This window comes from Mesorhizobium sp. B2-4-12 (assembly GCF_006441575.1).
Classification (GTDB): Bacteria; Pseudomonadota; Alphaproteobacteria; order Rhizobiales; family Rhizobiaceae; genus Mesorhizobium.
Genome location: NZ_VFVC01000005.1, coordinates 148,153 through 160,326, shown reverse-complemented (window position 1 = coordinate 160,326; position 12,174 = coordinate 148,153). Strand labels below are relative to the sequence as shown.

The 12,174-nt window shown below is 64.4% G+C and carries 10 protein-coding genes; 6 read left to right on the top strand and 4 right to left on the bottom strand.

Annotation, left to right across the window (positions count from 1 at the left end):
• Positions 1-37: 37 nt before the first annotated feature.
• Together FJ934_RS05365 and FJ934_RS05360 are read right to left on the bottom strand one after the other, a co-directional pair.
• Positions 38-319 (bottom strand): acyl carrier protein, encoded by a 282-nt coding sequence (locus FJ934_RS05365; protein WP_010909964.1) that lies wholly within the window; start codon positions 317-319, stop codon positions 38-40.
• Between the two features lie 225 nt (positions 320-544).
• Positions 545-1,093: a histidine phosphatase family protein gene (locus FJ934_RS05360; protein WP_140607604.1), complete on the bottom strand. Its 549-nt coding sequence runs from the start codon at positions 1,091-1,093 to the stop codon at positions 545-547.
• A gap of 282 nt (positions 1,094-1,375) precedes the next feature.
• Between FJ934_RS05360 and FJ934_RS05355 the strand changes: the two genes are divergently transcribed.
• From FJ934_RS05355 to FJ934_RS05345, 3 genes are all read left to right on the top strand, one after another.
• Entirely contained in the window at positions 1,376-2,326 is a 951-nt protein-coding gene (locus FJ934_RS05355; protein WP_140607603.1) for an AEC family transporter, read from the top strand.
• Positions 2,327-2,511: 185 nt separating this feature from the next.
• Entirely contained in the window at positions 2,512-3,969 is a 1,458-nt protein-coding gene (locus FJ934_RS05350) for an NAD-dependent succinate-semialdehyde dehydrogenase (RefSeq protein ID WP_140607602.1), read from the top strand.
• An 89-nt stretch (positions 3,970-4,058) separates the two neighbouring features.
• Complete coding sequence (locus tag FJ934_RS05345) at positions 4,059-5,081, top strand: aldose epimerase family protein (RefSeq protein ID WP_140607601.1); 1,023 nt, start codon at positions 4,059-4,061, stop codon at positions 5,079-5,081.
• A gap of 11 nt (positions 5,082-5,092) precedes the next feature.
• Here the strand turns inward: FJ934_RS05345 and FJ934_RS05340 are convergent, their stop codons facing one another.
• Complete coding sequence (locus tag FJ934_RS05340) at positions 5,093-6,025, bottom strand: sugar kinase (protein WP_140607600.1); 933 nt, start codon at positions 6,023-6,025, stop codon at positions 5,093-5,095.
• Between the two features lie 150 nt (positions 6,026-6,175).
• Here FJ934_RS05340 and FJ934_RS05335 point away from each other — a divergent pair, with 150 nt between their 5' ends.
• Together FJ934_RS05335 and FJ934_RS05330 are read left to right on the top strand one after the other, a co-directional pair.
• Positions 6,176-6,625: a FixH family protein gene (locus FJ934_RS05335; protein ID WP_140607599.1), complete on the top strand. Its 450-nt coding sequence runs from the start codon at positions 6,176-6,178 to the stop codon at positions 6,623-6,625.
• 7 nt (positions 6,626-6,632) lie between these two features.
• Positions 6,633-7,832 carry a cytochrome c peroxidase gene (locus tag FJ934_RS05330; RefSeq protein WP_140607598.1) on the top strand — a complete coding sequence of 400 codons (1,200 nt, stop codon included), beginning with the start codon at positions 6,633-6,635 and terminating at the stop codon, positions 7,830-7,832.
• A gap of 64 nt (positions 7,833-7,896) precedes the next feature.
• On the opposite strand, the gene FJ934_RS05325 is transcribed toward FJ934_RS05330, so the two are convergent.
• Positions 7,897-8,349 carry an Lrp/AsnC ligand binding domain-containing protein gene (locus tag FJ934_RS05325; RefSeq protein ID WP_140607597.1) on the bottom strand — a complete coding sequence of 151 codons (453 nt, stop codon included), beginning with the start codon at positions 8,347-8,349 and terminating at the stop codon, positions 7,897-7,899.
• Positions 8,350-8,510: 161 nt separating this feature from the next.
• Between FJ934_RS05325 and putA the strand changes: the two genes are divergently transcribed.
• The gene (gene putA, locus FJ934_RS05320) at positions 8,511-12,119 is read left to right on the top strand and encodes a bifunctional proline dehydrogenase/L-glutamate gamma-semialdehyde dehydrogenase PutA (RefSeq protein WP_140607596.1); all 3,609 of its coding nucleotides are present in this window, start codon (positions 8,511-8,513) and stop codon (positions 12,117-12,119) included.
• Positions 12,120-12,174 lie beyond the last annotated feature (55 nt).

Sequence of the window (12,174 nt, the reverse complement as noted above, 5' to 3'; positions counted from 1 at the left end):
CGGCGGAGCGCGTCAAGGTCGCGGCGCTCAACTGACGTCAGGCGGTCTTGGCGGCAACCAGCGCGTCGATCTTGGCGCACAGGTTCTTCATGACGAAGTAATCGTCGGTGGAAGCCTTGCCGTCATTGACTTCCTGGGTCCACTTTTCCAGCGGCACCTTGATGCCGAATTCCTTGTCGATGGCGAAGACGATGTCGAGGAAGTCGAGACTGTCGATACCGAGATCGTCGATCGTGTGGCTTTCGGGCGTGATGGTGTCGATATCGATCTCGCTGGTGTCGGCAATGATCTTGGCGACTTTGTCGAACGTGGTGGACAAGGGCTTTTCCTTCTTTGCGGGCGGAATCTGTCCGCAGCTTGGTTTGGGCGCTGTCTAATCGGTTTTTCCCGGCAGGAAAAGGCCTGATGAGCCGGGCGCAGATGGGAAGCATGCCCAAGAAACGCAAGAAGGTCCGCCGGTCAAGCGGCAGTTCCGCCGGTTCACGTTCCGGCAGCTGCCGGCGATGGCAAATCGCCGCCGTCTTGCCGGTCCTCGGGCCGGTCCTCAGAAAGTGACGCGGCCGAGCACGCGCAGGCCGTCGCCCTGCGGCTCGACGACCACGGCTTCGCCCTCGCGCGGCGAGATGCCGGTGAGCGCGACGATGTTTTCCAGGTGGGTGACCATGACCAGATTGTCGGAGCCGGAATAAGCGCGGATTTCCTTCAGGATGCCGGCGATCTGCGCGGCCTTCTGCCCATCGTCGCCCTTCAAGAGGTCGAGCGGCGCGAACAGTTTCGGCTCGGCCTCGAAGGCGATGCGCGCTGTGTCGAGGCAGCGGCAGTAGCGGCTGGAGAGCACGCGCTCAACGGGCGCCGCGCGGGCGGCAAACAGGGCGCCTATCCTGCTCGCCTGCTGCTTGCCGCGCGCCGACAGATTGACCTGGGTGCCGCAGTTGTCGATGTCGAAATTGGCGGGGTCACTGGTGCCGGTGACCATGGCGTGGCGAAGCAGAACCACATGGCCGCCGTCACGCAGCAGCGCCCACCCGGCATCCGTTGCGTGGGCCGCCACAGGCACAACAAGCAGGAACAACGCCAAGGCCAATCGGAACATCGTCACCTTCCAGGAGCCCGGCATCGGCCTCCGACGATTCGCATATAGGCATTGGAAGGCAGACACAAAGACAAGCCAAGAACCGGCCGCGTTCCGAGCCTCACTTTTTAGCGAGTTGCTTCCTCACCAGATCGATCTTCTGGCCGGCAAGATGACAAACCATACGTTGCGTTTCCAGAAGAGTTCGCCGACTTTCAGATATTCCGGTGGTCATCGCTGGGGCGGCTACTGTGGATATTGCCGCGATTGCGCCCCGGGCATGGCTCGCCTATCCCTGAAAAAATGTCTCCGCTCACGGAAACCGTCCTCTTCGTCTTCAGCCTGGTCGCGCTCGGCTATCTCGCCGGGCTTACCGGCTATCTCAGGCCGGCGAGCGGCGAGGGCATATCCGATTTCGCGGTTTCGGTGGCGATGCCGCTGCTTTTGTTCCAGACCATGGTGAAAGCGGATTTCCACGGCGTGGCGCCCTGGCCGCTGTGGGGCGCCTACTTCACGGCGGCGGCGATCACCTGGACCGCCGGCCATGTCGTCATCACGCGGATATTCGGACGCGATGCCCGCGCCGGCGTCGTCGGAGGCGTCTCGTCGGCCTTTTCCAACATCGTGCTGCTCGGCGCTCCCTTCATCCTCGGCATATTCGGCCCGAGTGGCTTCGAAGTTCTGTCGCTGCTGGTTTGCGTGCACCTGCCGATCATGATGATGGCGTCGATCGTGCTGTTCGAAATGTTCGGCCGCGGCAGTGGCGAGCATGTGCATCCGCTGCGGGTCCTGCACAGTTTCCTGAAGCGGCTGTTCATCAACCCGCTGATCATCGGCATTCTCCTGGGGCTGGCGTGGCGGCTCGGCGGCGTGCCATTGCCGGCCCTCGTGACGCGGCTGGTCGAGGCCCTGGCAAACACCGCCGGGCCGGTGGCGCTGTTCGCCATGGGGCTCAGCCTGCGCCGCTTCGGCATATCGGGCAATGTGCGGCCGGCACTGGCGCTTTCGGCGCTGAAACTGTTCCTGATGCCGGCGCTGGTTCTGGGCTTCGTCTGGCTGCTCGGCCTGCCGCCCTTGACAGCCAAGGTGGCCGTCGTGGTGGCGGCGCTGCCGTCCGGCATCAATTCCTATCTTATCGCGGTGCAGTTCAACACCGGCCAGGCGCTGGCATCGAACCAGATGACGATCGCCACCGCCTTTGCCGCCGTTACCACGGCCTTCTGGCTGACGATTGTTTTGCATGTCTTTGGGTAGGATATGTCGATACACACCCTTCAGCGAACCACGGTTGCTCTCGTTATGGGCTGGCCCAAGCCCTATATGCCATCTTGCGATTGCTTGCGGGCCTTGCCCTAGGTAAAGAGCAGGCTCCAGTCATGCGCACGCTTCACGCAGAATTCACAGACCGGCCCGTTAGCGCGCCGAACGGAGGATAGACCATGCTTCAGAAAACCAGCCATTTCATGCGGCAGGCCAATCTCATCAATGGCGAATGGGTCCCGGCCGACAGCGGTCAGACGGTCGACGTCACCAACCCGGCCACCGGTCTCAAGATCGGCACGGTGCCGAAGTCGGGCAAGGCCGAAACGCGCCGCGCCATCGAAGCCGCCGATGAGGCATTCAAGACCTGGCGCAAGACCACCGCTCTCGAGCGCTCGAAGCTGCTGCGCAAGCTGCATGACGCGATGATGGACAATCAGGACGTGCTGGCCGAGCTCTTGACCATCGAGCAGGGCAAGTCGCTGTTCGAATCGAAAGGCGAGATCGGTTCGGCCGCTGCCTACATCCTGTGGTTTGCCGAAGAAGGCCGCCGCGCCTATGGCGACATCGTACCGTCGCCGTGGGCGGACCGCCGCATCCTGGTGACGAAGGAACCGGTCGGCGTCATCGCCGCCATCACGCCGTGGAATTTCCCGTCCTCGATGCTGGCCCGCAAGCTCGGTCCGGCCCTTGCCGCCGGCTGCACCGCCGTCGTCAAGCCAGCCTCGCAGACGCCGTATTCGGGTCTCGCCTGGGGCGCGCTTGCGGAGGAAGTCGGCTTCCCCAAGGGCGTCGTCAACATCCTGACCGGCGCCGCCGGCGAGATCGGCGATGAGATCTGCGCCAATCCGCTGGTCAAGAAGATCACCTTCACCGGATCGACAGAGGTCGGCAAGATCCTCATCCAGAAGTCGTCGGCCACGGTCAAGAAGGTGTCGATGGAGCTTGGCGGCAACGCGCCGTTCATCGTCTTCGACGATGCCGACATCGACCGTGCCGTCACGGGCGCCATCACTGCCAAGTACCGTAACTCCGGCCAGACCTGCGTCTGCACCAACCGCTTCCTCGTCCAGGCGGGCGTTTATGACAGGTTCGTCGAGAAGCTGGCCGCGGCCAGCAACGGACTGAAGGTCGGTTCCGGCCTTGAGGAGGGCGTGCAGCAGGGACCGCTGATCGACGAGAAGGCGGTCGAGAAGGTCGAGGAATTCATCGCCGACGCCACCTCCAAGGGCGGTAAGGTTGTTGCCGGCGGCAAGCGCCATGCGCTTGGCGGTTCGTTCTTCCAGCCGACGGTGATCGCCGACGCCACGCCCAAGATGCGCTTCATGAAGGAAGAGATTTTTGGCCCGATCGCGCCGGTGTTCAAATTCGAGACCGAGGAAGAGGCGGTGGCGCTCGCCAACGACACCGAGTTCGGCCTTGCCTGCTATTTCTACACCGGCGATCTCGGCCGCGCTTTCCGGGTCATGGAAGGCCTGAAATACGGCATGGTCGGCGTCAACGAAGGTCTCATCACCACGCCGGAGGCGCCGTTCGGCGGCGTCAAGGAATCGGGTCTGGGCAAGGAAGGCGGACACCAGGGCATCGAGGATTACCTCGATACCAAATATGTCTGCATCGGCGGCCTCGGCCTCTGATAGAGCTTCCCGGATGGGAAGGCCGTTGGTCTTCCCATCTCTCATGGAAGACCAGCCGAACTCTTCTGGATCAACTGGCGTTTGCGGGCATGGCGATGAAGGACGGCGAGGTTTTCGGCACGACGCAGGCAGGCGATCCGGTGCGCCGCTTCACGATCCGAGGCGGCGGAATCACCGCCAACATCATCGGGCTGGGCGCCATCATTCAGGATTTGCGCCTGACCGGACACGATGCGCCGCTGGTGCTCGGCTACGGCAATCTGGAAGCCTATGAAACCGATACTGCCTTCTTCGGCGCGGTGGTTGGCCGCTATGCCAATCGCATCGCCGACGGCCGCTTCACGATTGGCGGCAACCGTTACCAGACGGAACGCAACTTCCTCGGCAAGCATACGCTGCATGGCGGCTCGCAAGGCTATTCGCATCGGCCGTGGGCGGTTTCGCTGCATGGCAGGGACTTCGTCACGCTGACGCTGCATGATCCGGACGGTGCGATGGGTTTTCCCGGCGCGCTCGATGTCACCTGCACCTACCGGTTGAAGATCCCCGGCACGCTCAGCGTCGAACTGACGGCGACCTGCGAGGAGCCGACGCTGTGCAATCTCACCCAGCACTCCTATTTCAACCTGGATGATGGCGGCGCCGGCGACATCCTCGACCACCGGATGATGCTCAATGCCGGCGCCTATCTGCCGGTTGATGGCGACATGATCCCGACCGGCGTGGTCAAGCCGGTCGACGGCACGCCCTATGATTTCCGTCAGGCACGGCCGTTGCGCATGGAAACCGAGGGCGAGCAGCTTCCCTACGACCGGAATTTCTGCCTTGCCTCGACGCGCGGGCCGCTGAAGCAGGCGTCATGGACGCAAGGGGCGAGTTCAGGTGTCGAAATGGAGGTCTGGACCACGGAGCCCGGTATTCAGCTCTACACTGGTCAGTACGTGACGCCGCGCACCGGGCTGGAGGGGCGCGGCTACAAGCCTTTCTGCGGCTTCTGCCTGGAGCCGCAGACATGGCCGGATGCACCGAACCGGCCGTATTTCCCGCAGGCGACGCTGTGGCCTGGCGCGATCTACCACCATGTGACGGAATACCGGTTCCGCCTGCCTTAAATCTCCGAGGATCAGGTTGGACCTAGGCCGTCGAACGCAGTTCGCAGAGTCTCGAATGGCGCCAGCGCGCCGCTAACCTGCACCACGGCGGCGGCGACACGATGGGCCCGGCGGACGGCTTCCCGAGGGCCATGACCGGCAAGACGCGCCGCGAGATAGCCGCCATTGAAGGAATCGCCGGCGCCGGTCGTGTCGGCGGGGGCAGCGACATGGATCGCGGGCACATCCTCCACTGTCGCGTTTTCGGCAACCAATGCCGGCTGCTCGCCATTCTTGACGACAACTTCGCCGACCTGTCGCCCGAGCCGCTCCGCGGTTGCCCGTGGCGATGCATCATCAAACAGCATCTGCTCGTCGGGGAAGGTCGGCAACGCGATGTCGGTGACATCAAGCGCTTCGACGATCGCCGCCTGCGCGTCCTGGCGGTTGCGCCAGAGCCGTGGCCGGTAATTGGGATCGAAGGCGATCAGCGAGCCAGCCGCCCGCGCCTTTGCCAGGGCCGTCACCAGCGTTTTGCGCGCGGCCTCGTCCAGAATTGCCAAAGTGATTCCGCTGAAGTAGACAAGCGACTGATTTTTCAGGCTTTTCGACAGTGCCTCAGCGTCCGACGCGAGCTGCCGTGCGGCGGCGTCGCCGCGCCAGTAGGTGAAGGAGCGCTCGGCGCCGGTCAACGTGATCGCATAGAGGCCGGGGCGCGCTCCCGGTATCACCGGGCTGGAGCCGATGCCGATGCCGTTTTCGACGAAGAAGCCGATCTGGCCCTGCGAGAAGGGGTCGTCGCCGAAGGCCGAGACATAGGTTGCCGGCCGGTCCCCGCTCAACGCATGCAGCGCCCACAGTGTGTTGAACGTGTCGCCGGCAAAACCCATGCGCCAGTTGGGGCCGGTCTGCCCCGACAATTCGAGCATGCATTCGCCGATCGAGGCGACGCCGTTTCCCGCCATCTGCAATCCTCCAGTGATTTTGGTGCTGTAGCTTTTTGCCGGCGACAGCGCCATGCTTGGCAAGCAGGCTTTTTTCCGCCACAGCGTTTCCCACGGCCTGGCGGGATGCGATCCTCCCGGCAGAACGTTGTCCGCAGAAGAGGAACCGGTTTGGCATCGTTATGGCGTTATCTCCTGGCAGGTCTTGGTCTGGCTGCTCTGCTGGTCGGCGTTCTCGCGATCGTCTATCTGACCGCGCCGCAATCGGCACAGCCCATCGGCCCGGATGTCTCGCGGACAAAGACCACGGACAACGGGCTGTTCATGGCGAGCTTCGCGCCGGAGAGGGGCGTCGTGCGGCAGGGCGAGCTGGAATCCTGGCTGCTGACCTTGAAGACGAAGGCCGGTGCGCCGGTGGAGGGGGCCGCGATCACCATCTCCGGGGGAATGCCGCAGCACAATCACGGCCTTCCGACCAGCCCGCAGGCGACCGACTATCTCGGCGACGGCCGCTATCGCATCGAGGGGGTGAAATTCACGATGAGCGGCTGGTGGCAGCTGCACTTCGCCATCTCGGCCACCGCCGGCTCCGACACGGTGCTGTTCAACGTGGTGCTGTGAGCGATCGATGAAGCGTCTTTTCTTCTTTCTGGCGCTGACAGTGGCGGCCATCCTCGCTGGCTGCGGCAAACCGGATTTCTCCGACGCCGAGAAGAAGACCATCGCTTCTCTGGCGTTGAACACGCTGCCGCTTCTGAAGCCCGACACCACCAACCGTTTTGCCGACGTGCCGGCGGCCGCGGCTTTTGGCTCGACGCTGTTCTTCGACGTAGGGATGAGTCGCGACGGTACGGTGTCCTGCTCGACCTGCCACAAGATCGACCGGCAGTTCCAGGATGACCTGCCGCAGGCGGTGGGCATCGGCCGCACCAACCGCCGCACCATGGCGCTGGCCGGCGTGGCGCGCGACCCCTGGTTGTTCTGGGACGGCCGTCGCGACAGTCTGTGGGCGCAAGCGTTGACGCCGCTGGAAAATCCGCTGGAGCAGGCGGGAAACCGCGCCACCTATGCGCACTACATCAAGGCGCGCTTCGGCGAACGTTATGAGCGCATCTTCGGGCCGCTGCCCGATTTCTCCGGCATTCCGCTCAATGCCAGCCCGCTTGGAAGCGATGCCGAGAGGGCTGCCTGGAACGCGATGAGCGACGCGCAGCGCGACGCCGTCAACCGCGTCTATGCCAACATAGGCAAGGCGATCGCGGCCTTCGAACGCTCGATCGAACCGGCACAGACGCGTTTCGACCGCTTTGCGCTCGACCTCGTCACAGGCGCCGAGCCGAAAGACGACGCGGCCTTTTCCAGGGAGGAGATCCTTGGGCTGAAACTGTTCATCGGCAAGGCCAATTGCGTGACCTGTCACAACGGCCCGCGCTTCACCGACAACGGCTTTCACAACACGGGCGTGCCGCCTGTCGCAGGTCTGCCGCCGGATCGCGGACGCATCGACGCGGTGGCACAGGTAGAGGCTGACCCGTTCAACTGCTTCGGCGCGTATCGGGATGGCGACGTCAGCGCCTGCGGCGAGTTGCGCTTCATGGTCAAGGACGCGCCGGAACTGATCCGCGCCTACAAGACACCGTCGCTGCGCGGCGCGGCAACACGCCCGCCCTATATGCACGCCGGTCAGTTTTCGTCGCTCGACGAGGTGGTTGCGCACTACGCCAAGGCTGCACCGAGCGTCGAAGGTGTATCCGAAATCCATCCGCTGCAGCTTTCGGATCGCGAGCGCGCGGCGCTGGTGGCGTTCCTGAAGACGCTTTCGGAATAGGCTCTGTTTTCTTATTTGACCATAATCTCGTCCGAAAACCGGCGTCTGCTTTTCGGGATCATGGTCATCGATCCTTCACCGTCTCCATCGCCACGAAGGTGGAGGTCTGCGCGACATGAGGCAGGGCCGAAATACGCTCGCCGAGCACGCGGCGATAGGCGGCAATGTCCCTGGTGCGCACCTTCAGCAGATAGTCGAAGCTCGACGCCATCATGTGGCACTGCTCGATCTCCGGCACGCCCTGAACGGCGCGGTTGAAAGCGTCCAGCGCGGCGGAACGGGTGTCCGACAATTTCACCTGGACGAAGGCGACATGGCCTTCGCCCATGCGCTCCCGATCAATGATCGCCTGGTAGCCTCTGATAAAGCCGTCCTTCTCTAGCCGCTTCACCCGCGCTTGCACGGGTGTCTTGGAAAGACCGACCTTTGCCGCCAGTTCGGACATGGAAAGCCGGCCGTTGCTCGCCAGCGCCGACAGGATGTTCCTGTCGATCCGGTCCAATTGGTCTTCTGTCATGAAAAACATAGTCCGTTTAATGAATTTATGGCGCTATGATAGATCATATGGGCTAAAATGTCGATTTCTTTGGACCGACGAAAATTCGCGCCTGTGCTAGCTTGCGCCATTCGGTCCGGTGACCGCCGGGCCGCTCCCTTATGCTTGCTCATAGGACCGCCATGCCGCTCGACGCCATCCGCCAGCAGATCCGTGCCAACTACCTGCCCGACGAAGACGAGGCGCTGAAGCGTCTGGCGGAGACGACGGGGCTCTCGGCCGAGAACCGCAGGGCGATTTCGGCCCGCGCCGCCGACCTGGTGCGGGCGGTGCGCGGCTCGTCGGATCCACGGCTCATGGAGGTCTTCCTCTCCGCCTATGGCCTCTCCACCAAGGAAGGCGTGGCGCTGATGTGCCTGGCCGAGGCGCTGCTGCGCGTGCCTGATACCGAGACGATGGACGATCTCATCGCCGACAAGATCGCGCCGCACGATTGGTCGGCGCATTCTGGCGGTTCGAGCTCGATCTTCGTCAATGCTTCGACCTGGGCGCTGATGCTAACTGGCCGCGTACTCGACGAGGGCGAGGGCGGCATCGAAGGCACGTTGCGTTCGATGGTGCGGCGATTGGGCGAGCCGGTCATCCGCAAGGCGGTCGCCGCCGCCATGCGCGAAATGGGCGAGCAGTTCGTGCTCGGCCGCACCATCGCGGAAGCCGTCAAGCGCGGCAGGCCGATGATCCAGAAGGGCTATCTCTATTCCTTCGACATGCTGGGCGAGGCCGCCCGCACCGAGGCCGACGCCTTGCGCTACCACAGCGCCTATGCCGACGCCATTTCCTCGCTCGATTCCGGTTCCAACAGCCCCGACATCCGCCAGAACCATGGCATCTCGGTCAAGCTCTCGGCGCTGCATCCACGCTATGAGGTGGCGCAGAAGGAAGAGATGCTGCCGGTCATGGCCGAGCGCCTGCTGACGCTGGCGCTCGCAGCGCGCCATTCGCGCATGGGCCTCAATATCGATGCCGAGGAGGCCGACCGCCTCGATTTGTCGCTCGACGTGATCGAGCGGGTGCTGGCCGAGCCGGAACTCGCCGGCTGGAATGGTTTCGGCGTCGTCGTCCAGGCCTATGGGCCGCGCGCCGCGTTTGCCATCGACTGGCTCTACGCGCTGGCGAAGAAGTACGATCGCACCATCATGGTGCGGCTGGTGAAGGGCGCCTATTGGGACACCGAGATCAAGCGGGCGCAGACGCTTGGGCTTTCCGGCTATCCCGTCTTCACCCGCAAGGCCAACACCGACGTCTCCTACATAGCCTGCGCCAAGAAGCTACTTGGCATGACCGACCGCATCTATCCGCAATTCGCCACGCACAACGCCCACACCGTCGCGGCCATCCTGTCCATGGCGGGAGATCGCGATTGCTTCGAGTTCCAGCGCCTGCATGGCATGGGCGAGGCGCTGCACGAGACGGTGCGCAAGGCCGAAGGCACGCGCTGCCGCATCTATGCGCCGGTCGGCGCGCATTCCGACCTGCTGGCCTATCTGGTTCGCCGGCTGCTGGAGAACGGCGCCAATTCCTCCTTTGTGCACCAGCTGACCGACGAGGATGTCGAGCCGGAGGACATTGCCCGCGATCCGCTCGATACGATCGAGCACCAGGGGCCGGCCGCCAATCCGGCGATTACCCGGCCTTCCCAGATATTCGGAGCCGGCCGCCGCAATTCGAAGGGATTCGACATCACCGACACGGTGACGCTCGCGGCAATCGACAAGGCAAGGGCGGCCTTTGCCGGGCCGGACCGCTGGCACGCCAAGCCGATCACGCGCGCCGCGGGCGCCGGCAAGCAGCGCCCGATCGTCAATCCGGCGAAACCCGGCGAGGTGGTCGGCACGGTTCACGAGGCCACCGCCGAGCAGGTCTCGACCGCCGTGCGCATCGCGGTGGAAGCACAGCCGGCCTGGGCTAGACGTCCAGTTGCCGAACGTGCCGCCATCCTCAACCGCGCCGCCGATCTCTATGAAGCCAATGCTGTCGAATTTTTCGCGCTGGCAACCCGCGAAGCCGGCAAGTCGTTGGCCGACGGGGTCGCCGAGGTGCGCGAGGCCGTAGACTTCCTGCGCTACTACGCCGCCGAGGCGGCAAATGCCGAAGCGGGCACCGAGGCGCGGGGCGCCATCGTCTGCATTTCGCCGTGGAATTTCCCGCTCGCCATTTTCACCGGTCAGGTCGCGGCGGCACTCGTCACCGGCAATTCGGTGATCGCCAAGCCGGCCGAGCAGACGCCGCTGATCGCCTTCCGCGCCGTCGAATTGCTGCGCGAGGCCGGCGTGCCGGAAGACGTTATCCAGCTTCTGCCAGGCGACGGCCCGTCGGTCGGCGGGCCGCTGACCGCCGACCCGCGCATTGCAGGTGTCTGCTTCACCGGGTCGACCGAGGTCGCCAAGCTGATCGAAAAGCAGCTGGCCGAGACCGCCGCGCCAGATGCCATGCTGATCGCCGAGACCGGCGGCCTCAACGCCATGATCGTCGATTCCACGGCCCTGCCGGAACAGGCGGTACGCGATATCCTGGCCTCGGCCTTCCAGAGTGCGGGCCAGCGCTGTTCGGCGCTGCGCGTGCTCTATGTGCAGAAGGACGTCGAGAAGAAGATGCTGGAGATGCTGAAGGGCGCGATGGAAGCGCTCAACGTCGGCGATCCCTGGCTGATCTCGACCGATGTCGGTCCGGTCATCGATGACGAGGCCCAGGCCTCGATCAGCGATTATTGCACCAAGAAGGGCCTCGAGGGCAGGCTGATCGCCAAGCTCGAAGCTCCGAAGGACGGCCGCTTCGTGGCGCCGCACGTCTTTCGGGTCAAGGGCATCGAGGAGATGGAGCGCGAGGTATTCGGGCCGGTGCTGCACGTTTCGACGTTCGACGCCGACGAGATCGATGCGGTGATCGCGGCGATCAATCGCAAGGGCTATGGCCTGACCTTCGGGCTGCACACCCGTATCGAAGGCCGCGTGCAGCATTTCGTCGACGGCATCCATGCCGGCAACATCTATGTCAACCGCAACCAGATCGGCGCCGTGGTTGGATCGCAACCGTTCGGCGGCGAGGGGCTGTCCGGTACGGGACCAAAGGCCGGCGGGCCGCACTATCTCCGACGCTTCCGCAAAGGCCCCGAGGCCGGCACGCATGTGCAGGACGGCCACAAGGTGACGGCGACCGAACTGGCCGACAATCTGCCGGATCCGGCGCTTGGCGGCTGGTCGACCCGGCCGGACCGGATCGCCATCCTGCGCAAGCATCTGCGCGGCAAGGGAGCGGCGGCGATCGCTGCCGCCGCCGGCATCGATTTCGGCCAGGTCGATTTGCCCGGGCCGACCGGCGAGGCCAACACGCTGTCGCTGTCGCCGCGCGGCCGGGTGCTGTGCCTCGGTCCCGACGCTGATACGCTGCTTGCCCAGACCATCCAGGCGCTCGCCGCCGGCAATGCGGTGCTTGCCGTGGCACCCGGAGCGCCGGCCGCACTTTCCGCATTGATCGGGAAAGGCCTGCCTCTGGCCGCGATCGATGGCCGGCCCGATCCGGTCGAGGCGCGGTCGTTACGCGTCGATGTCGTTGCTTTTTCCGGGACGCCCGAGGCGGCGCGCATCGTGCGCAAGGTCATTGCCGAGCGCAGCGGACCGATCGTGCCGCTGGTCAGCGAGGTGCTCAATCCGGCGGCCTATGCGCATGAGCGGGCTGTCTGCGTCGACACCACGGCGGCGGGCGGTAATGCGAGCCTGCTCGCCGCGGCCTGAGCCGGCGCGGCTGGCCTCGACGGGCGTGCCGCGGCACGGAAATTTTCCGACCTCG